The following is a 22,397-nucleotide window of genomic DNA, read 5'->3' on the forward strand; positions in this document are numbered from 1 at the left end:
ACTCTATTATGCACTAGTTCTAAACATCATACCACGCAAGAAAATAAAGTTATATACCTTTACATCTCCCCACCACTATCATGTGTTATCGAAGCATGGATACCATCCATCCCATCAAAATATGTACTCGTATCATATTGACGAATCTTTTTTAAATGCATATAAGAAAATAAAAATAAAATTAAAGCTATAACACTCCCCACAAATTCAAACATCATTTTACCGCCTCTAATTTCTCCCACTTCAGCAGGTTATTCTACTTTTTCATTATACCTCGATATAAAGATTCTCGCATTTTTGCTATTTTTTTCAAAAAACATGGATTTTCTACATATTTTCTTACAAAAAGTGAATATTTTTCGAATTTTTACTTTGGAAACATTTACAAAGTAGGAAATATGGTTCAAAATAGGAGGAAATAAAAAAACCCAAATTTATTCTTTTTTTGGGAAAACTGTAACAAGGAGAGTTGCTTATGCAGATCGCAGAAACTGGAGATATCATCGAATTTAAAGGTGGAATGCAAGGCCGTGTTCAAAAAGTAAATCAAAACTCTGTTATTGTTGATATAACAATTATGAAGAATTTTAGAGAACTAGATATGGAACCTCTTACAGTTGTAAGTCATAAAAACTATACTGTCATTAATCAAAATGCATAATATAATAGAAAGAAAGGGCCTGTATAGTATACAGGCCCTTTCTTTCTATTAACGATTATCAATTGTTTCCGGATATAGATCGTGGTTCATCATGCGGTAATCAGCCATTTGTTCATACTTCGTCCCTGGGCGCCCGTAGTTGCAGTATGGATCAATTGAAATGCCACCACGTGGTGTGAATTTCCCCCATACCTCAATATAACGTGGATCCATTAATTTAATTAAATCGTTCATAATAACGTTCATGCAATCTTCATGGAAATCACCATGATTGCGGAAACTAAATAAATACAACTTTAAAGATTTACTCTCTACCATTTTTTGCTCTGGAATATAGCTAATATAAATTGTTGCAAAATCTGGTTGTCCTGTTTTCGGGCATAAACTTGTAAATTCAGGACAATTGAATTTTACAAAATAATCACGGTTTGGATGATTATTATCAAATACCTCTAATATTTCTGGGCTATATTCAAATAAATATTTTGTATTTTGATTCCCTAGTAATGTTACATCTTTTAAATCTTCATCTAATCTTCCTGTCATTTTAAACATCCCTTCTCGTTATACGCCGCGCTTATTTCCCCATACTAACGCATGAAGCTGAGGCAATACTTTTGCATCATTCATCTCTTTACAATTTACAGCTTTATCAATCAGCCATTCATACTTATCTAATAATTTTTTTATAAGCATCGCATCATCCACTGTTTTTGTATCATCGTTTCCTACTTGTAAGAAAAATGGTACCTTTGGATAACGTTCGTGCATCTTAACTGCATATTCAAAATCATGATCATCGAATACTACTACTTTTAAACTAATATCTTTTCCTGCTAGTTTCTGAATAATAGCATCTAACCTCTGAAAATCTGTTTTCATCGTTGAACTTGGTGGTTTTGGAGAAATTGTTATCTCATCAATTTGAAGTAACCAATCTTGCCATTTACTCCCTTGCGTTTCAATTGCCGTTCGCATTCCATTTTCTTTTAATATAGAAAGAAGAAACTCAATATTTTTCAATAATGCCGGATTTCCACCTGAAATCGTAACATGAGAAAAATTTTCTCCTCCAATTGCAACAAGCTCATCCCAAATATCTTCTGGTGTCATCTGTCTAATTTGATCTTTAGCTGATCCATCCCACGTAAAAGCAGAATCACACCAAGCACAGCTATAATCACAACCAGCTGTACGAATAAACATTGTCTTTTGCCCTACAACCATTCCTTCACCTTGAATAGTCGGACCGAATATTTCTAAGACAGGGATTTTACTCATCAAGCATCCACTCCCGTCTTACTTCCGCATAACTAGTCGGCGTCTCAAATAAACGAACAAATTCAACGCGAGCTCCTTTATATTCGTTCACTCGATTCTCTTTTGTTAGTGCTTCTGCCATCTTTTCATAAATCCAAACGACCATATTTTCAGCAGTCGTATTCATTGCAGGTAACGTTTCGTTTAAATAACGATGATCTAGATAAATTTCTATTTCATTCTTCCAAATTTCTTTTATATCTCCAAAGTCAATTGCAAGACCTATTTCATTTACATATCCACTAATTCCAAATACAACTTTATATGTGTGACCATGTAAGTTTTTACATTTCCCTTCATAACAGTGTAAATGGTGTGCTGCATCAAATGTAAATTCCTTGCTGACCATTACTCTTTTATTATGGTATTTGAGTTGTTTACGCTGAATATCCTTGTCCATTTTTTGCAAATTCTCTACGATGCGAAATCCAAAAAAGTTATCCATTAGTTGTTCGCTCCTTCGCGTTCTTGTAGGTACGTATCTAATCCTGCTTTACGAAGTTGACATGCTGGACATTCACCGCAACCATCACCAATGATTCCGTTATAACATGTTAATGTTTTTTCTCGAACAAACTCAAATGCTCCAAGTTCATCTGATAATTTCCATGTTTCAGCCTTATCAATCCACATAAGTGGCGTGTGAATGACAAACGGGTAATCCATAGATAAATTTAAAGTAACATTTAACGATTTCACAAACACGTCACGGCAGTCTGGATAACCACTGAAATCAGTTTCACATACACCCGTTACAATATGACGTGCTCCAACTTGTTTTGCTAATACAGCAGCAAATGATAAGAAGAGTAAATTTCGTCCATCTACAAATGTCGATGGCAATTCACCTTCTTCATGTGTAATCTCCATATCCGTTCTCGTTAACGCATTTGGAGCAAGTTGATTTAATAGACTCATATCTAGTACCGTATGCTTTATTCCTAGTTCTTTTGCAATTTCCGCTGCACAATCAATTTCTAGCTTATGACGTTGATTGTAATTAAACGTTACAGCTTCTACCTCTGCAAACTGCTCTATTGCCCAAAATAAACATGTCGTACTATCTTGTCCTCCACTAAAAACAACAACTGCTTTTTCTTTTTTCATTTCACTCATTCTCCTTCTCTACTATAAATAAGAAGAAAGAACGTTCTTGAACTGTCACAATAAAAAAACAAAACAATACCTAAGGATATTGTTGTTTCCATAGTTTTTTATAGAGGGAGTTCGCGAACCTCTCCCGCGCGGTGCACGGAATTTCTTCTTTCATTGACATAGCTTATTGTAACATATTGTATACTAGCGTGAAAATTTCTGATTTTTCCGCTATTTATTATTTCATTTCTTTCATTTTATAGTATGATTAATTTAATATAAGAAGAGAGGAGGCATCCCACTGAAATCCTTTATTATTTATCTCTTTTTAAATATATTATTCATCCTGATTACAATGCTCGTATATCATTTATTTTGGAATCAAAAAGGGAAACGCTCTCCTAAATTAAATTCAGCTATATTCATTGTACTCTGTTGCCTCGCTACCGTACTCTGTATTACATTTGCAGCAAAAACAAATAATGGTTTTCAATTTGATATGCGCCATATTGTATTAATTGTCGGTACATTAACGGGAGGGCCTATTGCTGGTGGTTCTATCTTAGTTGTATTAAACATATATCGCTTATTATTAGGTGGGGTAGGTGTTTTCCCATCTCTTATCGGTTCTGTTCTTCTATTTATTGTTCTATTATTAACATATAAATTTTTCAATCGAACTTCTAATCGTATAAAAATAACACTTGCTATTATCTACAGTCTCACATACGGATTTAGTTGGATACCCTTCTTCCTTTCAAAGGTTACAAATAAGACTGATTATATACCGCATATTATTGTGTATGAATTATGTTCAATGCTTGGTACGATTCTAATTTTATATTTACTACACATATTACAAACTCAAGTTCGTCTCCAAAATGAACTTATAAATGCTGAAAAGTTTCATTTAATTGGTGAAATGGCAGCGTCTATCTCTCATGAAATTCGCAATCCATTAACTTCAACGAAAGGTTTTTTACAACTGTTACAATCAGATACATGCACTGAGCAGGAACGAAAATTATATATCGACATTGCCATTAATGGCATCGAACAAGCAAATCATGTTCTTACAGATTATTTAACCTTTGCTAAACCAAGCATTGAAAAAGAACAAATATTACAGTTAGAAGAAGAATTACTACATGCATTGTCGCTAATTACACCGCTTGCTAATTTAACAAATGTACGTACTCATTATATAAAGCAAAGCACTTCTTTTTTTATCGCTGGAGAAAAGCAAAAACTAAATCAATGTTTATTAAATATTTTAAAAAATTGCATTGAGGCTATGCCAAAAGGCGGTGATCTTTATTTCACATTAGTTCCTGATCATAAGCATATTCAGTTATATATAAAAGATACAGGAGTCGGTATGGATTCAGAACAAGTAAAACGTCTTGGTTCGCCCTTTTATTCAACGAAAGAAAAAGGTACTGGACTTGGAATGATGGTCGTATTCAGTGTTGTTCAAGCTATGAATGGAAAAATTGATATTATAAGTGAAAAAGGAATCGGTACAACTTTTTTATTAACTTTTCCACTCATACAAAAAACGTGATGAAATACTCATCACGTTTTTTCTGTTCCTTCAACTAATTCAGCAAAAGCTTTCACTTTTCCGTGCGGTTGTTGATTTTCTTTACGTGCTTTCCAGGCGCGCTCTTCTTCTCGCTTCTTCTTAGACATGTTTTTTCAACTCCTTCTTTTCTTTCTTATTTCTCCATGTAGTATTCCAAAATAAGAAAGAAAACTATGCACGTATCAAAAAAGAAGTGGTTTCCCACTTCTTCCACTTTAGCGTTGCAAAATTGCATGTTTCGCCTCTTTTAACTGCGTAAGATGTCTTTGTTCATGCAAATCAAGAAATTGAACCCATTGATACAAATTCAGATCATTAAAAACAGGATGCTTTAATCCATTTTCAAATAGATCTTTTTCATCTATAACACTATGAAGCGCGTGTAATAGTTCTTGGCGTGAATGTTCTAGCAATTGAATTCCTTGCTGTTTTTTCATTAAAGTTTCTGTTGGTTGCATTTGCTGAGGAGCTTCTCGTTTATGTGTGCGATCAAGCGTAAGTTGGAGGTCTTTAAATGGAGTCATGTTTCTTTCATTTTTTTGTAAAGCATATACAAGGGCAGACGTGACAGATTGTTCAACTAAATGCAAGTGGTGTAAAATTTGAATAATACTCCATTTATCACGGCGTGGCTTTACATTCACTTCTGTGTCATTTAACATTTCAATTTCTGATAATAGCGTGCTTCGAGTAGCCTGTAATGAGTTTACTAAACTTTCTAAACTTACATCCATATTAGATTGAAGCATACTTGTTCCCCCCTTTTGTTGGTGAAAAGAGGTGCTCCTTATTAGAAACACCCCTTTAGTATTCTGAATTTTCTTTTATTATCTCATCATTTTCCCATTATGTCGATGTTAAACATGTGAAAAAAAGCGCATGTTTTTTACAATTTTGTGTCGTCAATCGCATGTAACCATGCTTCAATTTCTGTAATAACACTTTTCACACAGCCTTCAGCAAATGGTGATGTTAAATTTGCAACCTCTACTAATTCTAAGAACGATTTACTTCCACCTTGTTGGCACAGATTCACATAATCTTCCCACGCCTCTTGTCTATTATCTCTTGCACGTTTCCAAAATTGTAGCGCACAAATTTGAGCAAGCGTGTAATCAATATAATAGAACGGTGAGCTATAAATATGCCCTTGACGTTGCCAAAAACCACCGCGCTCTAAATAATCATTCTCCTCATAATCACGATGTGGTAAATATTTCTTCTCTATGTTACGCCATGCTGTCTTACGCTCTTCAGGTGATGCTTCAGGATTTTCATATACATAATGTTGATATTCATCAACAGATACACCATAAGGTAAAAACAGAAGTGCTGAACTTAAGTGAGAGAAGTAATATTTATCTGCATCTTCTTCAAAGAATAGCTTCATCCATGGCCATGTAAAGAATTCCATACTCATAGAGTGGATTTCACACGCCTCATATGTTGGCCAATTATATTCTGGAATTTCAAATTTACGACTTTCATATACTTGGAAAGCATGACCTGCTTCATGTGTTAATACATCAATGTCACCAGATGTTCCATTGAAGTTTGAGAAAATAAATGGCGCTTTATAATTCTCAATATATGTACAATATCCGCCACCAGCTTTTCCTTTTTTCGCAACTAAATCTAATAAATCATTATCTAGCATGAAATTGAAAAATTCATCTGTTTCAGCCGATAACTCTTTATACATTGTCTTTCCATGATCAACAATCCAATCCGCATCTCCTTTTGGAGTTGGGTTACCTGTAGCAAACTCAAAGTTTTCGTCGTAATAAGCTAACTTCTCTACACCGATACGTGCTTGTTGTCGCTTTCTTAATTCCGTTGTAACGGGAACGATATAATCTAGCACTTGCTGACGGTAATTAGCCACCATCTCCGCATTATAATCTGTACGGTACATTCTTGCATATCCAAGTTCAACAAAGTTTTTGAAACCTAAAGATTTTGCGATTTTCGTTCTCACTTTAACAAGCTCATCATAAATACGATCTAGTTCTTCCTCATTTCCAGCTAAAAATCCGTAGTATGCTTCACTTGCTGCTTTACGTTCGCTTCTTTCTTTTCCTTGCATAAACGGAATCAGTTGCGATAACGTTCTTTCTTCTCCAGCAAAGTCAATTTTTGCAGATGCTAATAACTGTGTATATTGCGATGATAATTTATTTTCTAATTGTAAATCTTTCACGACTTCATCTGAATATGTTTTTAAATCACATTCTGCTAGAGCAAATAATTGTTTTCCATAATACGCCTCTAATTCTTCACGAAATGGAGAATTAATGAGTGCCTTATAATATTTTGTACCATATCCTTGTACAACTGGAGAGAATTCATCAAAGAAATCCTGCTCCTCCTTATAAAAAGTATCCGTCGTATCAACAGAATGGCGAATGTAACAAAGGTTTCCCATTGTACCAAAATCGTTGCGAATCTCATTAATTGAATGAATGACTTGTTTTTGTTCTTCTACAGTTTTTGCGTTATCAAACTTCTCTAAAGCAACAGTAAATTTCTCTTTTAACTCTTCAATATTTGGGCGTTTATATTCATAGTCTTTAAATGACATGAACGAGCCTCCTCTCCATTACATACCTTTATTATAATTCAATACGTATTCTTGAATTCCCTCTTAATTTTCAACAAATTTCGGCAGTGATTGCCCTGAGCTCATTACAAATAAAAAAGCCTTGGATTTATTTATCCAAAGCTCCTTTGGAACATATTATTTTTCATACTTCCCAATTTTTTTTAATAAATCAAGTAATTCATCTTTTTCATCTTTCGTTAACATTTCAAAAGACTGATGTATAACTTTCTCATGCCCCGGAAAAATAGAAGCAATAAAGTTCTCGCCAGACTCAGTTAATTGCGCGTAAATAACACGTCTGTCATTCGGACATGGAATTCTCTTTACTAATCCCTTTTTCTCCAGCTTATCTACAACATATGTAATGCTGCCACTAGCTATTAAAATACGCTCACCAATTTGCTGAAGTGGTTGACCGCCTTTATGATATAGCAGTTCTAATACAGCAAATTCAGTTGGATTTAACCCGTTACTTTGTATAGATTTATTTGTAGTATCCATAACAGAACGATGTACACGAGATAATGCAATAAATACTTTTAAAGATTGAGAAATATCTTCTCGTTCATTATTTGATGTCATACAACTTTCAACCCTTCACTTAAATTCTCAGCAATAAAAAGAAAATGCCAGTTCATACTTCCTGTGAATTCCGAATGAGCATTCACTCATCCATTTCCTCTCCCCTAATATATTAAGAATCATTCTTGAATAAAAACATGACAATTTTAACATAGTTTATATATAATGATAATAAAAAAAGAAGGAGTACCACATTTGAAAGTCAAATTCCAAAGCATAATTGTATATATATTGCTTGTTATCCTACCGACAATAGGGATTGGTGCTACATTTTATTCGTATCATACATATAAAATGAAACAGGAAAACAAATTATCTGCTCATACAGTTCTCTTTTTATATAGAGATTATTTGGATCATCATCTTGGTGAAGCAATTTCTGCTTTAGACATGCTTGCAAAAGTTGTAGGCACCGAGACTGGTAATATAAATGGTATTAAACAAATTGTACATGATACAGATGGAAACGATGCACGCTTTTCTGGTCTATATTACGCTACACCAGAAGGAGTCATTACAATCGCATCTGAAGATGAATCAAAGCCTATAGATGTTTCAGACCGTAAATATATTCAAGACGCGCTCCAAACTAAAAAAACCACTGTATCATCAGTCATTACTGATCGCGTTCTTGGACATAAAGCTATTATGATTGCTGCCCCCATATTTAATAAACAGAAGGAGCTCTCAGGATTATTATTAGCTAGTTTACGCTTTGATTACATTTCATCTTCTTTAAATGCCATTAAACCACAATACCATTTTGAGGTAACTGATAAACATGATGTAGTTTTTCTAACCGATGATAATAACGACACAAGTGATACGCATTCTAATATGCTTACTACCCCACTCCAAAGATTAAATTGGAAGGTCTCTGTTTCTCCATTACCTATTCATCAAAAAACCTTATACCAGTGGGTTGCAATAGAGTGTATAGCTACTTTATTTTTAATGTCTATTTTATTTTTACTTGCTCAATATATGTTGTTAAAACGTCAAACAAAAATTGAAAGGCAACAAAATGAACTACAAAAAATTGAATTAGTTGGAACTTTTGCAGCGAGTACAGCACACGAAATCCGTAATCCTCTTACTGGAATTAAAGGACTCGTCGCTCTATTAAAAGAGAAATATAAAGATGAGCAAGATCAGTTCTACTTTTCCGTAATTGAACAAGAAATAGAGCGAATCAATGAAATTGTAAGTGAATTTCTTATTCTCGGAAAGCCAACCGCCATCATCGAACAAACGTATGATGTAAGAAAAATTCTAAATGAGGTAGCATTAATTATTCAATCTGAGGCGAATTTACATAACATTGTATTCCATTTACATCTGCCAGACCATCCTGTTCATATCCGTTGTTCGAAAGACCATATGAAACAAGTGGTTTTAAACATTACAAAAAATGCAATTGAGGCCATGACTTCTAGTGATACACTAACCATTGTAGTAAAAAACAATGAAACACACGCACAATTGCAGATTATAGATACTGGAAAAGGGATTCCGCAACATATTCAAAAACACCTCTTTCATCCGTTCTTTACTAATAAAGATACTGGAACAGGTCTTGGACTTGTCATATGTAAACGAATTGTAGAGATGTATAATGGGCATATTTTTATTGACAGTACAGAAAACGAAGGAACAACAGTTCATATCGAAATTCCGTTACACATAGTATAATTATCCTTATCCTATAAGGGTAATTATACTTATTTCATAAAACCAGCCACAAGCATTCGCCAAAAATTATTTGATTTTCCTTCATACCCGATTTGGAAAATAGGTATTTTTATAATTGAAAACCATTTCGGTGTTTGTTTTTCTTTATAACATTGATATTGTAAAATAAGCTTGTCCAATTCTTGACTAACTTGAATTGTCTCCCTACTATTTAGCCCACTTGTTAATCCTAGTTGAATCATTTCTTCACGTTTCATATGAATATCACGTGAAAGCTTTTCTAATGTGTACTTCCTTTTTACAGTAAACATCCATATCCCCCTTATTATACTTCCATGCTCTTAACTTCACTTCTCCATTGACTTTTTTAACTACTTAATCATATGCAAATTTGAAGAATCAGAAATTTTAACATTTTCTCCCTGTAATTTACAAATCTTTACCCTCACTTTGAGAATTATTACAAATTATTCTATCTTTGTAAATACATTCGCAATAATAGACATTTTTTTCATCTTGTTTTTTTATAAATGCTACGTAAACCGTGGATTCTTAATTTTCCACCTACTTTTCTTCGACATTTTTTGTTTAATTTATATAAAAAAGCAAAACATAATGATGATTGATAAAGTGAAACTTTAATCAGTGTTTTTTGTTCAGCCCCCACTGATTATTAGCATTCACCAATCGGGTAGGCAGTGAATCTCCCACCTATCCAGCCCAATGTTGAGGTGGGAGTCTTACTCCCCACAAATAGCGGGATAACAATAGAAAGGAAATATTTATATGCGAAAATATACGATTGCATTATTCATCATTGTTTTGTTTTTACCGTCCTTCTTATTTCCTATTCAAGCAAATGCTCATACGAATAAAGTTGCTATTGTCATTGATGATTTCGGAAATAATATGAAGGGGACTAATCAAATGTTATCACTTCCCATTCCACTCACTGTTGCTGTTATGCCTTTTCTTCCTTCCACAAAAGAAGATGCAATAGCTGCCCATAAGAAAGGCCATGAAGTTATTATACATATGCCAATGGAACCTATAAAAGGTAAAAAAGAATGGCTTGGGCCGAAAGCAATTACAACTGATTTAAGCGATGAAGAAATAAACAACCGACTTGAACAAGCGATTCAAGAAGTACCGCATGCAATTGGAATGAACAATCATATGGGGTCAAAAGTAACAGCGGATGAAAGAATTGTTCGCCTTATACTTGCTGCTTGTAAAAAACACGGTTTATTTTACTTAGATAGTAAAACGAATCCTAATAGTGTCGTCCCAAAAATCGGAAAAGAATTAGGAGTTCCTATTATTGAAAACCAACTATTTTTTGATGATGTGTATACAGCAGGACATATTTCAAAACAAGCCCAATTACTCATCAAAAAAATTCAAGAAAAACCTATTATGGTAGCTATCGGGCATGTGGGCCCTCCAGGTGAAATTACATCACGCGTTATTGAAACTTCTATCCCTAAAATTCGTGAGCATGCAGACTTTATTTTCTTATCTGATCTAGCATTATCCCCGCCCCCTGTTTCAAAATAAAGTTCATTACTCACATAAAGTGAAACTTTAATCAGCCCTCACCAATTGGACTTTTATGGGCAATCCGTCCCCCCACTTAACTTCTTTACTTGCGCTGAATTTTGAGGCTCGGATTTTACTGCCCACAAATGGCGGGACAAAAAAGTACCTATCTATATATAACAGATAGGTACTTTTTTTAACTTAAATATAATCTACATGACTCACTCTGAATCCTTTTTTCTCTATTTTTCCGATTAATTGCTTTAATCTTGTTTCATCTAACTCATCTGATATATTTACAATAACGCGGCGGATATATTGATCACCGTTATCTAACGTAAATAGGCCACCGATATTATATGCTTTTAACAATGTCCCAAGCTCTTTAATCGTTCCCTTACAATCTTGTGTTGCAATTGTTAATATATAACCACCTGTTCGCATACCAAATGAATCTTCAATAACATCAAATATATTCGAATGCGTTAACATACCGACAAATTCATTATAATCATTTAGCACGGCTAAAAACGGAAGCCGACGAATTACATAAAAAGCTCTGAAGAATGAATCCTTTTCAAAAATAAATGCATTGGAATCATCAAGCATATCCCCTGCACTTACATGCTCTAATCCGCTATTGCATTTTTTTTCTAATAAATCTACTTTATAAATAATCCCCGTGAATTTCTTCTCATCTTCTGCTAATACCGGGATGGCTCGAAATCCCGTTTCGTTCATCATTTGCAGTGCCTCTTCACCAGAATCATTTATCTTGCAAAATGTTACTTGCTGCTTTGGCAGAAAATGATATTTAACTCGCAAAATATGTTCCTCCTTACATGTCAACATGTAATCTATATATAATAAGGAGACCTATATTTTATGAGTGAAATTATTTTTAAAACGCTTTCATTTGTTTATTAACTTGTAGCCATATCACATCCATTTTTATATAACAGAGCTCCTTGCACCCTTAATCATTAATAACTTTACATGATAGTTCATTAAATATTCTATACCCTCTAGCCATTTTTTCGCTTCTTCTGGCGTTTTTCCCCACACAATCATGCCGTAATTATGAACAAGAACTACTCCTCCACCTTCAATGAAATTCGGAACATTGCTTTCTAATAAATCAGCGAATTTTTTTTCATCTTCTACAATTGGAATTGTCATTTCTGTTATACCTTCTTTTCCGAAAACACGCTCCACACTGCGTTTATCGAACGTTACTTCTCCTTCTTCCCCATATAACTCTGATATTAAATGACTATCTACAGTCTGCACTTGTAAAATACATCCTGCACTACTTTTTTTATAAATATCCGCATGCATAAATGACTCTGCAGCTGGTTTTTCTTCATTTTCAAATACTGACTCGCACATGCAATTTACGACAATAAAATCTTCTTCCGAAAATAGCCCTTTATCTCTTCCCTCAACATTTACTAAAAATGTTAACGGCTCTTTTGACGTACATAGCGATAAGCTAATTTTGGTACCATAAAACCAATCACGAAGTGCCAATTCAGATTTCACATCTTTTAATTCATTCCATTTCTTCAGAAAAAATAACATTTCGTCACCCCCGGCATAATATTCATATAAGGTTCGAATCCTTTCTATGTAAAAGGAATATTTTTTGATTATTCTAAAAATTTAATTGAATTATCACATGCGAACGCTTTTTTGTCAATATAGTTTCGTGGTTCTTCTTTAAAATAGGCTATTCATATGTCTATACTCCTATCTATTTCATTTTGCACATAAAAAATACGCTATTCTTTAATTAAAGAATAGCGTATTTTCCTCATTTTTTATTCCGCATTAACGGGCAGCCCGATTGGTGAGGGCTACTAATCAGTGGGGAATGAACAAAACCCCCACTGAATAAAGTTTCACCTTATTTCTTTATTGCATTATACAAAAACTGCGCGTATTGTTCACGTGTTACGAAATTATCTCCTAAAAAATTCCCTTCCCCGTCGCCTTTTGATATTTTATTATCCACTAAAGCTTTCACATATCCTTTCGCCCAATGGCCATTTGGTACATCTTTAAAATTCTCTGCACTATTTTCATTTTCTTTTAACTGAAATACTCTTTGTAGTACTACTGACATTTCATATCGAGTTAATACTCCATCCGGACGGAACATACCATTTCCATAGCCTGTCATAATTCCAGCTTGAACCACTGCATCAATAGCCGTTTCATACATATTTCCTTTCGTATCTATAAATGCCGTTTTTTGTTCTAGATTATTTTCTAATTTTAAATACCTTTGTATTAGAAGTGCTACTTGTCCACGAGTAATGTTATCACCAAATCCAAATTCACCATTTCCATAGCCTATAAATAATTTTTCTTTCGCTAAGTAATTAATTGCTTCTTCTGACCAATGTCCCTTTGGTACATCTTTAAATTCTACCACTTCTGTTTTCTCATCTTCTTTAGATGTATTACCGTCTTTACTTTCTACTACATTTTGAATAACAGATCCTGTAAAGAAGATTCCTGTATCCGCGAATGGATCTTTCACACCAAATTCATATACTTTCTCACCTGGTGTACTCCATTTCACTACACCATTACTATACGTACCATTATCGCTCTTCAGACGGATTTTCGTAGAAATCTCACCATCTTTTTCATATATAGGTACTTTTACTTCTTTATTTACTTCTGTTTCCTCTAAAAATACTTTTTGATTTTGGACATTAATATAAGCCGTCTTACTTAGTTCTATAACTGGTCGGACATCACGGATTTCATTTGCAACAAAACTTAGAAATACTAATTTTTTTAAATTACTAACTGGTGATAAGTCTGAAATATAATTCGCTTCTAAATCAAGCTTTTGTAAGTTTACTAAACTTGATAATGGAGTAATATCCTTTAACTCATTGTTAGGTAAGTGTAATTGTTTTAACTGTGTCATCTTACTTAGAGGAGTAACATCTTTTATTTCATTTTTCCCGATCCACAATTCTTCTAATTGCTTCATTTGCTCAATGCCAGATAAATCTTTAACTTTATTACGTGTTAATACTAAGTCTGTTAAAGGTAATGAATATAACGCTTTAATATCTTCAATTTGATTACCTGCTAAAGTTAAGTATGTTACATTTTTTAAAGCGCTTAATGGAGCAACGTTCTTAATTTTATTATTTGCTAAATTCAAGTAATCTAGTTGTTCCATTTTCGCTAATGCTGTTACATCTTCTATTTGGTTGCCTGATAGATATAAACTTTTTACATTTTTCATTTCAGTTAGTGGTGCAACGTTTGTAATTTTATTATTACTTAAATCAAGAGATTCTAAATTATCCATCTTAACAAGTGGCGTTACATCTGCAAATTCATTACCACGCAAAGCTAAATGATTTAATTGCTTTAAGTTCGCAAAGAACGACGGGTCTTTTATCTTCGCATTCGCAACTGTTAAAGATTTTAAATTTGGCATATATTTTAATGCACTATAATCAAGTATCTCATTTGTATTTAAAAACAAATCCTTTACTTGTAATAAATCTTCTTTCGTAATTGGTGTATTTAAATCTTTTCTATTAAATACTTTTTTATTAACAAGCTCTCTTAATTTGTTATCTGTTATCATATTTTGATTATCAACTGGATTATCCGTTTCCGTATTTCCTGAATTAGAGTTATCATCTGGTTTCTCTGTTTCTTTGTTACCTACAGTTGGATCTTTAATTTCAAATTGAACTTGATATTTGTGATCATATCCAATAGCTGGAATAAGTATATGCATTTGCATATTGTGCTTCTTCTCAAACTCGCCAATTTCAAATTGAACTACTTTCGTTCCATTCTTCCTCTTATCTTCTGACAAAACCTTCACATCATGAAATACACCAGGCTGGTTTTTATCTTCTATTCTAAGATATTGAAAATAATCGCTATCTTGCATTGTTACAGTGACAATTTTTTTGCCAGCTGCAATCGTTACTTTAGGATCTTTTATATATTGAGAAACCATAGATGGCTCGTCTTTTTGGTCCTTATATATTTTAATTTCAGTATCATACGTGCGATCACTCGCTGCTGCTACCGATTGATTTGCTTCAACTTTTAATGCCGCTAATGCTGGAGTAGAATACGTAGCAAATGGAATTGCTAATGTTGTCGCTACTACTAGCGCCTTCATATAATTTTTTTTCAAAATAATATCCCCTATCATATACAATTTTTATAATTGATAACCCTTATCAATTACCCACAAATAAATGATAATGAATATCATTATCATTGTCAATGAGAATATTACATTAAATTTATATTTTTAAAGATAAAAAATAAAAAGCCCTTTATTCAAAGGGCTTTTTTACCTATCGTATGAAGAATTTCACTTTTTTCCTTCTCATTGATGACACCAATTTTTTGCAAAATATTCGCGTACAATACAAGTTTATTATATATTCGTTCTGACATGTTCTCCCTTCTTTCCTTCGACCAACTTTTTTTGTATTGGTAAATTATATGAAAGAGATGAGAAAATGTGTCCACTTTTTGCATAAATGCAAATCTTTTATTTTACGATTTGCAGACAATAAAACTCCCTTCTAAAAATTAGGCGGGAGTTTAGGCACTTTCACTTTATTTAACAAACTGTCCACTGAATATTATGCTTCATAAGTTCTTCTTCAAAACTATATGGCATTTTTTTATCACAAATTACATGTTGAATACGTGAAAATGCTGCTATACGATAATTCCCTTTCACGCCTACCTTCGTATGATCACATAAAATATATGTCTTCTCAGCTAATTTCATCATCGCCTCTGACAATTTCGCTTTCTCTAATTCAAAGCTGGAAACTCCAAAACTAGGTAATAACCCATCAATCGAAACGAACGCTTTATGAAAATGGAATTGCTGTATTACTTGCTGAGAAATAGACCCTGATACACGCGAATGCTTTGGAGATACTTTTCCACCTATAAATAAAACTTCACCGTGAAACATCTTTTTATTAATAGAAGAAATTAATTGTGTTGCGACTGGAAATGAACTTGTTACAATCGTTAAGTTTTTACGATGAACAAGGTATGGAACCATTTGAAGCGGTGTACTTCCATCATCAATTGCAATGACATCACCATCTTCTACAAATGTCGCTGCTTTATAACCAATTCTTTTCTTCTCTTCTATATGTAGCATTTCTCTTTCTAACATTGGCGCCTCTACCCCAGCGCCTGGAAGTTGAACAGCTCCACCATACACTTTTTTCAGCTTCTTTTCACGATCTAATTCTTCTAAATATCGACGAATCGTTTCTGTTGATACAGCAAATTCTCTCGCTAATTCTGAAACCTTTACTTTTCCTTTAAATTCTACCTTTTCAAGAATGGTTCGCTTTCTTTCTTCTCCTACTACAGACATAGATTCACCTCATTTATATCTCCCTCATAAGCTTCCTTGCTTATACAAAGTTATAATTTTCTTTATAAGTAGAAACTTCTTCATGAATATGAATACCGCGCTTTGCTAGTTCATCAAAAATTAATTGTGGATTTTCAAAAGCTTCTTCAGGCGTAACAACACCCACCCTACTTACATTTCCAGTTGCAATTAACTCTGCAGCAATCCCAAATGGAATACCGACGTTTCTCGTATACGCCCTTAATTTTTCCCATCCTACAACAGAACCATCAGATAACGGATGTGTATGATATAACACATGTCTTTGCTTCTCATTATTTTTCATACCTATTACTTCTACATGAAGTGCATAACCATAAAGCTCTGTTTCTTGTCCTTCTTTCGATTGCAATAAATACTGCGAAATACAATCCATAATGCCTATTTCTTTCCCGTTTATTTCAATCTGATCATTACGCAATATGCCGTAATCATATAAAGCACGTACAAGTTGCATATTTTGCTTCGGCCAAGTTCCTCTCGTCTCTATCAGTTTGACACCTTTATTTTCTAGTGCCTTTGCTAACGTAATCGTTTCAGAATGCGGAATGATATACTGCGTTTCCTTACCATAAGGCGCTGGCAATTCTATTTCTCTCGGACGCGCAAACGGAAGTACTTGTTTAAATTCACCATCTTCATACACTGTACGCGATGGTAAATGTGGATCATATTCATATGTCGTTGTCTCTGTAATTGAAGCAGAAAAAGCAATCGGACGATACGAACCGTGACTTACGCGGACAGACTCTACAGTATCCAGTTGATTTGCTGCATGCATTGCCATCATTTGCGTTACACCTGGCGTCATGCCAAACCCAGGCAAACATGTTTTTTCATTTTGAACAAATATAGCATGCGATTCATTTTCTTCACCAAATCCATTTAAGTTCACACCGTGGCAGCCTGCTTCTGCAATACAGCGAGTCGACAATCCGTTTAGCTTTATCGTCGTACCATCCAATACAATGTCATAACCTTTCATTTTTGCAACCGTATCCTCGTGATTCGTTACATCTACTTTTACAAAATCAACACGAGGATCGTTGAGCCATTCTACTACTTTACGGCCTTCTTCCTCGTTAAAATCGGCTACAGTAATCGTCTCAAAAGATGAAAATTGAATTAAATCCAAAATAGCTTCACGACAAATTTTACCTGCTCCACCTAAACAAAATACTTTCACCCAATAACAGCTCCTTTAGCAATACTATCAACTAAGCGATTAATATCTTCTTCATGTACATCACCTATATTTCCAATCCGGAACGTATCTACTTTCGAAATTTTCCCAGGGTAAATAACAAATCCATAGCATTTTAATTCGTTATATAACTGTTGAAACTCGAACTCCCCTTTTGGATAAATGAAAGATGTAATAATAGGAGATTGATATTTCTCATCTACTAGTGGCTTAAATCCGATTTCTCCCATTCTATTCACTAGTAGTTTTTGATTGTTGTAATATCGATTGTAACGTGCTCTTACTCCACCCTCTTTTTCTAACTCAAGTAGCGCTTGATAAAAAGCATGTACAACATGTGTAGGTGAAGTAAAACGCCATTTCCCATTTTGTTTTTCCATCGTTTCCCACTGATCATATAAATCAAGAGATAAAGAGCGTCCTTGCCCTTTACACTTCAATAATTCATCACGTTTTGCGATTACAAATCCGAATCCAGGAACCCCTTGAATACACTTATTCGCACTACTAATTAAAAAATCAATTTGTAAATCAGCAATGTCTATTTCAATCCCGCCGAAACTACTCATCGCATCAACAATTGTAACCTTTCCATACTGCTTTCCTAATTTACATACATCTACAATTGGATTTATAATGCCTGTCGTTGTTTCACAATGAACAACTGCAATATGCGTAATCTCTTTATCTTCTTCCAATAACTTTTCTACTTCTACAATATTAGTAGGTTCCCACTCTTCTGTTTGGCTGACCACTACATCAATCTGTAACATCTCTGCCATTTGTACAATGCGCTTACCGTACGCACCATTTGTACAAACGAGAAGCTTCCCATTTCCCTGAATAACAGAGCCAATTACTGCTTCAACTGAAAACGTACCGCTTCCTTGCATTAACACTGTTGTATATTTCTCTTCTTCCTTCGTCGCTAACGATACAAGTTTAGCTCTTACTTCTTGCACCATCGTATTATATTCAACATCCCACGTACACCAATCGTATAGCATAACTTCTTTTACTGATTTTGTTGTCGTTAATGGTCCTGGTGTTAATAATAAGTAGTGATTTTCATTCATGATCCCGTACCCCTTTTATGAAATAATAAGTTCTTGTTTCTCGATATGTTCCATTACGTTTTCGAGCTCCTGCATCGTTTCAATCGTAAAATGAGCCCCATTTTCAACAAACCGATTACGAACTATTTCTATTTTTTCACGAAGCTCTACCGAATCCATACTCTCCACTTCCTCTTCCGTTAAACCGAGCTCACTACTTCCAAGAATTACACCAACTGTCCACATTCCAGCATTTCTACCTTCTTTCATATCTGATACTGTGTCCCCTACCTTTATCATATGGTTCATCGGATACACACCAAGTTCCATTGCATTTTTATAGCACATCCATGGGTATGGGCGGCCTGCTGGAACATCATCTGGCGTAACAAGAAAATCAGGTTTATATCCTTGTAACGCTGCTTCCTTTGCTACAATTTCCATCATTTCTCTCGTATAGCCCGTTGTTGAACCGATTTTAATGCCTCTCTCACGTAAAGAAGCGATTACTTCTTTTACCTCATCAATCGGCGTAGCATAACTTGGTAAAATAGAAAAGAGAATTTCTTCAAACTCTTCATACATCTCATGGATGTCTGCTTCTGTTGGTAATTGACCGAAGACACGCTTCCACTCATCCGCAATACGAGGCATTTCTGTTAGTGCCCTTACATGATCTATTTTTAATAATCCCATTGGCTTACGTGCTTCTGCTGCTGTAATTTCAACGCCACGTTTTTGAAAAATCTTCATGAATACTTCTAGCGGTGCAAAACATCCGTAATCAACCGTCGTACCTGCCCAATCAAAAATAACTGCTTCAATTTTCATTCTGTCCATCACCCTTCTTACTTATCTTTTTTGCCATTGTGAAGTTCGGTTACGAAGTGCTTTCGTTCCCCATTCATATACAACTCTCACTACAATATTTGTAACAACAATAAGTACACTCATTGCAGCTGCTGGTGCTACATTTCCTGCATCATCCATATTTACGATTGATACGGCAGCTAGTTTAAAATCAGCTGCATATAGGAATACAACTGCCGATACAGTTACCATTGAATTTACGAAGTAGTACATTACCATTTCTAAAATTGCTGGTAAACACATTGGTACTGTTACTCGGAAGAATGTTTTATAAAACGGAATACCCATCGACTGCGAAACAAGCTCAAACTCTCGGTCTAATTTCTTTAAAGCAGTCGTTGCCGTGACAAATGTTACAGAATAAAAATGAATGATATTTACTAGTACTAATACAGCGATTGTTCCGTATAAAGAATGAAACGGATTCGTTACTGATAGTCCAAGAATTTGAATCGTTGGTTGACTAAAGAAAAAGACATATCCTAATCCGAGTACTAAACCTGGTATCGCTAACGGCACTATAGAGAAAAAGTAACCTGTTTTTCTGAAAAATTGTAGCTGGTCTATTTTCTCAATTGCATATGCGAATACAAATGTTAAAATCGCCCCAATAACTGCTGTAACTGCTGAAACAATTACGCTATTTTTAAATGCTTCAAGTCCATCTCCTGTTAAACTTGAAAAATTAAAATGCTCAAATGTAAAACTCATATTATATGGCCATACTTTCACACTTGCAGCAATACCAACTGCAACAAATAATAGAATGATCATAAGTGTAATCACACTACAATATATGAATGAGATTACATCTCTTTTCTTATTAGCTATTATTCTGTATGGTACTGCTTTTGAAGATAAGAAATTCGCCTGCTTTCTTTGCGTAATACGATCAACTACAAATGCGAATATAGCTGGGATTAATAAAATCATTCCGACAGTTGCACCCATCGGCATATTTTGCTGTCCAATTACTTGTTTGTATACGTCAGTAGCAAGCACATTATATTGACCACCAACAATTTTTGGTGCCCCAAAATCAGTAAAACTAAGTGTAAACACAACAAACATTGCACTAATTAATCCGTACTTTACACTAGGTAAAGTAACCGTGAAAAATTGCTTTGTTTTACTCGCCCCTAACATATTAGAAGCTTCATATAAACGATAATCAGATCCTTGGAAGGCAATTAGCAATATAAGAAAGGCTTGTGGAAATGTATACATAACTTCAGCTATTACAATTCCTATTGGTCCATATAAAGGGATTTGTATACCTTCAAATAAACCAAACATTCCTTTCGTTACTAGCCCTTGATTACCAAATAAATATGTAAGTGCTATACCGTGCATCATCGTTGGTGCGAACAATGGTAATAACGCTACATACTGAAATACACGCTTTCCAAAAACATTCGTACGGGCAATTGCATATGCGTAAACGAATGCGATTGCAACTGAAATAATTGTTGTTGCGCCCGAAATCCATACTGTATTTTGTAAAGACTGAACTAAAGTTGGTGTTGTGAAATATTTACTGAAATTCGCTAAACCAACGAAAACTCCATCTTTATTATAAAAAGCCTGTGTAAATAGTTGTAATAGCGGTAATACAAGTATGATAAGGAAAGAAAAAATCATACCGATAATTACGAGCCGTTGGATCCATTCCTCTTTCCCTATACTTCTCTTAATCTTTTTTTTCGTACTTTCTACCTTATAGTTTTCTAACATCTCCATCTATACAATGACCTTCTTTCCATATGACAACATATGATTTTCTGAGAAAGAGATTTGAATCGGCTTTCCTTTTCTAATAGCCGTTGCTTCTACTTCTGATGCTAATATATCCACTACAATTTTCTCATTATAAAGGTGTGTGTTTTCTTCTAAGACTCGCACTTCCGTCCGATATACAGATCCGCGAAATTCCATACTTTCCACAACTGTTTTAATACCGTCCTTTTGTACAATTGTTACATGTTCAGGACGAATTGCATGTTCTTCGTTATTTTTCGAAAAGAAATTAATAGAACCAATAAAATCTGCCACAAACGGATTGGCTGGTCTTTGATAAATCTCCTCTGGTGTTCCAATCTGCATAATTTCCGCATGATTCATTACAACAATTTTATCAGCCATCGTTAATGCCTCTTCTTGATCATGCGTTACCATAATCGTCGTTACTCCTATTTTCTCTTGCAAATCACGCATTTCCCTACGTAATTTTTCACGCACTTTTGCATCTAAAGCTGATAACGGCTCATCGAGTAACAAAATATCTGGAGACAGAGCGAGCGCACGTGCAAGTGCTACTCGCTGCTGTTGTCCACCAGACATTTGAGCAGGATATTTATCTTTTACATTCAGCAAATCTACAAGTTTTAACGCATCTAGCGCTTTCTCTTTCACTTCTGCTTTCCCATATTTTTTTGTCTTTAAGCCGTATTCAATATTTTCAAGTGCTGTTAAATTCGGAAATAAAGCATACGATTGGAAAACCATTCCGAAGTTTCTCTTTCCAGGAGGCAATGCTGTAATATCTTTTCCATTCACAGCTATACTGCCAGTCGTTGGTTCCTCTAGTCCCGCTAAAATGCGAAGCAACGTCGTTTTCCCACAGCCACTCGGGCCTAATAAACAAACAAACTCATTTTTGTTCACAGTAAAAGAAATATCTTTTAACGCTGTAAATGCATCAAACTGTTTTTGAATGTGTTGAATTGATAAATATTCGCTCATT

23 protein-coding genes and 1 riboswitch are annotated in these 22,397 nt (G+C 34.4%); of the genes, 4 read left to right on the forward strand and 19 right to left on the reverse strand.

Annotated features, from left to right (window positions below):
* Positions 1 to 59 precede the first annotated feature (59 nt).
* On the reverse strand, positions 60 to 215 hold the full coding sequence (locus IQ781_RS08735; protein ID WP_000461432.1) for a hypothetical protein: 156 nt from the start codon (positions 213 to 215) through the stop codon (positions 60 to 62).
* A gap of 260 nt (positions 216 to 475) precedes the next feature.
* Between IQ781_RS08735 and IQ781_RS08740 the strand changes: the two genes are divergently transcribed.
* Positions 476 to 661: a YkvS family protein gene (locus tag IQ781_RS08740; protein WP_001165082.1), complete on the forward strand. Its 186-nt coding sequence runs from the start codon at positions 476 to 478 to the stop codon at positions 659 to 661.
* Positions 662 to 709: 48 nt separating this feature from the next.
* On the opposite strand, the gene queF is transcribed toward IQ781_RS08740, so the two are convergent.
* The 4 genes from queF to queC are packed head-to-tail and all read right to left on the reverse strand — an operon-like array spanning position 710 to position 3,088.
* Positions 710 to 1,207: a preQ(1) synthase gene (gene queF / locus IQ781_RS08745; RefSeq protein ID WP_001986050.1), complete on the reverse strand. Its 498-nt coding sequence runs from the start codon at positions 1,205 to 1,207 to the stop codon at positions 710 to 712.
* 18 nt (positions 1,208 to 1,225) lie between these two features.
* Entirely contained in the window at positions 1,226 to 1,942 is a 717-nt protein-coding gene (gene queE / locus IQ781_RS08750) for a 7-carboxy-7-deazaguanine synthase QueE (protein WP_000036294.1), read from the reverse strand.
* Positions 1,935 to 2,426 carry a 6-carboxytetrahydropterin synthase QueD gene (gene queD / locus IQ781_RS08755; RefSeq protein ID WP_000368414.1) on the reverse strand — a complete coding sequence of 164 codons (492 nt, stop codon included), beginning with the start codon at positions 2,424 to 2,426 and terminating at the stop codon, positions 1,935 to 1,937. Before queD ends, queE begins: the two co-directional genes overlap by 8 nt.
* The gene (gene queC, locus IQ781_RS08760; RefSeq protein WP_000711595.1) at positions 2,426 to 3,088 is read right to left on the reverse strand and encodes a 7-cyano-7-deazaguanine synthase QueC; all 663 of its coding nucleotides are present in this window, start codon (positions 3,086 to 3,088) and stop codon (positions 2,426 to 2,428) included. Before queC ends, queD begins: the two co-directional genes overlap by 1 nt.
* A 93-nt stretch (positions 3,089 to 3,181) precedes the next feature.
* Positions 3,182 to 3,225, reverse strand: a riboswitch (PreQ1 riboswitch).
* Positions 3,226 to 3,431: 206 nt separating this feature from the next.
* Here queC and kinB point away from each other — a divergent pair.
* Positions 3,432 to 4,640: a sporulation sensor histidine kinase KinB gene (gene kinB, locus IQ781_RS08765; protein WP_000964154.1), complete on the forward strand. Its 1,209-nt coding sequence runs from the start codon at positions 3,432 to 3,434 to the stop codon at positions 4,638 to 4,640.
* Between the two features lie 11 nt (positions 4,641 to 4,651).
* Here the strand turns inward: kinB and IQ781_RS08770 are convergent, their stop codons facing one another.
* The 4 genes from IQ781_RS08770 to IQ781_RS08785 all read right to left on the reverse strand — a co-directional run bounded on the left by IQ781_RS08770 (position 4,652) and on the right by IQ781_RS08785 (position 7,845).
* Positions 4,652 to 4,768, reverse strand: a complete 117-nt coding sequence (locus IQ781_RS08770) for a DUF6254 family protein (protein WP_000038355.1) — start codon at positions 4,766 to 4,768, stop codon at positions 4,652 to 4,654.
* 108 nt (positions 4,769 to 4,876) lie between these two features.
* Positions 4,877 to 5,410, reverse strand: a complete 534-nt coding sequence (locus IQ781_RS08775) for a DinB family protein (RefSeq protein WP_000941961.1) — start codon at positions 5,408 to 5,410, stop codon at positions 4,877 to 4,879.
* Between the two features lie 137 nt (positions 5,411 to 5,547).
* Complete coding sequence (locus IQ781_RS08780; protein ID WP_000008577.1) at positions 5,548 to 7,242, reverse strand: M3 family oligoendopeptidase; 1,695 nt, start codon at positions 7,240 to 7,242, stop codon at positions 5,548 to 5,550.
* A gap of 156 nt (positions 7,243 to 7,398) precedes the next feature.
* Positions 7,399 to 7,845: a MarR family winged helix-turn-helix transcriptional regulator gene (locus IQ781_RS08785; RefSeq protein ID WP_000203336.1), complete on the reverse strand. Its 447-nt coding sequence runs from the start codon at positions 7,843 to 7,845 to the stop codon at positions 7,399 to 7,401.
* A gap of 195 nt (positions 7,846 to 8,040) precedes the next feature.
* Here IQ781_RS08785 and IQ781_RS08790 point away from each other — a divergent pair, with 195 nt between their 5' ends.
* Positions 8,041 to 9,537 carry a DUF3149 domain-containing protein gene (locus IQ781_RS08790; protein ID WP_000865068.1) on the forward strand — a complete coding sequence of 499 codons (1,497 nt, stop codon included), beginning with the start codon at positions 8,041 to 8,043 and terminating at the stop codon, positions 9,535 to 9,537.
* 29 nt (positions 9,538 to 9,566) lie between these two features.
* On the opposite strand, the gene IQ781_RS08795 is transcribed toward IQ781_RS08790, so the two are convergent.
* Positions 9,567 to 9,848: an aspartyl-phosphate phosphatase Spo0E family protein gene (locus tag IQ781_RS08795; RefSeq protein ID WP_000495536.1), complete on the reverse strand. Its 282-nt coding sequence runs from the start codon at positions 9,846 to 9,848 to the stop codon at positions 9,567 to 9,569.
* Between the two features lie 475 nt (positions 9,849 to 10,323).
* On the opposite strand from IQ781_RS08795, the gene IQ781_RS08800 reads away from it, so the two are divergent.
* Positions 10,324 to 11,094: a divergent polysaccharide deacetylase family protein gene (locus IQ781_RS08800; protein WP_001234107.1), complete on the forward strand. Its 771-nt coding sequence runs from the start codon at positions 10,324 to 10,326 to the stop codon at positions 11,092 to 11,094.
* A gap of 183 nt (positions 11,095 to 11,277) precedes the next feature.
* Here IQ781_RS08800 and cbpA read toward each other — a convergent pair whose 3' ends face one another.
* From cbpA to IQ781_RS08845, 9 genes are all read right to left on the reverse strand, one after another.
* The gene (cbpA, locus tag IQ781_RS08805) at positions 11,278 to 11,901 is read right to left on the reverse strand and encodes a cyclic di-AMP binding protein CbpA (protein WP_001264208.1); all 624 of its coding nucleotides are present in this window, start codon (positions 11,899 to 11,901) and stop codon (positions 11,278 to 11,280) included.
* 126 nt (positions 11,902 to 12,027) lie between these two features.
* Entirely contained in the window at positions 12,028 to 12,657 is a 630-nt protein-coding gene (locus IQ781_RS08810; RefSeq protein WP_000896006.1) for a class II aldolase/adducin family protein, read from the reverse strand.
* A gap of 325 nt (positions 12,658 to 12,982) precedes the next feature.
* The gene (locus IQ781_RS08815; protein WP_074047889.1) at positions 12,983 to 15,283 is read right to left on the reverse strand and encodes an NEAT domain-containing leucine-rich repeat protein; all 2,301 of its coding nucleotides are present in this window, start codon (positions 15,281 to 15,283) and stop codon (positions 12,983 to 12,985) included.
* 420 nt (positions 15,284 to 15,703) lie between these two features.
* On the reverse strand, positions 15,704 to 16,486 hold the full coding sequence (locus IQ781_RS08820) for a DeoR/GlpR family DNA-binding transcription regulator (protein ID WP_000117666.1): 783 nt from the start codon (positions 16,484 to 16,486) through the stop codon (positions 15,704 to 15,706).
* 40 nt (positions 16,487 to 16,526) lie between these two features.
* Entirely contained in the window at positions 16,527 to 17,711 is a 1,185-nt protein-coding gene (locus tag IQ781_RS08825) for a saccharopine dehydrogenase family protein (protein ID WP_000862128.1), read from the reverse strand.
* Positions 17,708 to 18,805 (reverse strand): 2-aminoethylphosphonate--pyruvate transaminase, encoded by a 1,098-nt coding sequence (gene phnW / locus IQ781_RS08830; protein ID WP_065381900.1) that lies wholly within the window; start codon positions 18,803 to 18,805, stop codon positions 17,708 to 17,710. Before phnW ends, IQ781_RS08825 begins: the two co-directional genes overlap by 4 nt.
* A gap of 15 nt (positions 18,806 to 18,820) precedes the next feature.
* Entirely contained in the window at positions 18,821 to 19,615 is a 795-nt protein-coding gene (gene phnX / locus IQ781_RS08835; protein WP_000687397.1) for a phosphonoacetaldehyde hydrolase, read from the reverse strand.
* Between the two features lie 21 nt (positions 19,616 to 19,636).
* Positions 19,637 to 21,394, reverse strand: coding sequence for a putative 2-aminoethylphosphonate ABC transporter permease subunit (locus tag IQ781_RS08840; RefSeq protein ID WP_000425519.1), 1,758 nt, complete (start codon positions 21,392 to 21,394; stop codon positions 19,637 to 19,639).
* Positions 21,395 to 22,396: a putative 2-aminoethylphosphonate ABC transporter ATP-binding protein gene (locus tag IQ781_RS08845; protein ID WP_000006197.1), complete on the reverse strand. Its 1,002-nt coding sequence runs from the start codon at positions 22,394 to 22,396 to the stop codon at positions 21,395 to 21,397.
* Between the last annotated feature and the right edge of the window lies 1 nt (position 22,397).

This window comes from Bacillus sp. N447-1 (assembly GCF_022701035.1).
Classification (GTDB): Bacteria; Bacillota; Bacilli; order Bacillales; family Bacillaceae_G; genus Bacillus_A; species Bacillus_A cereus.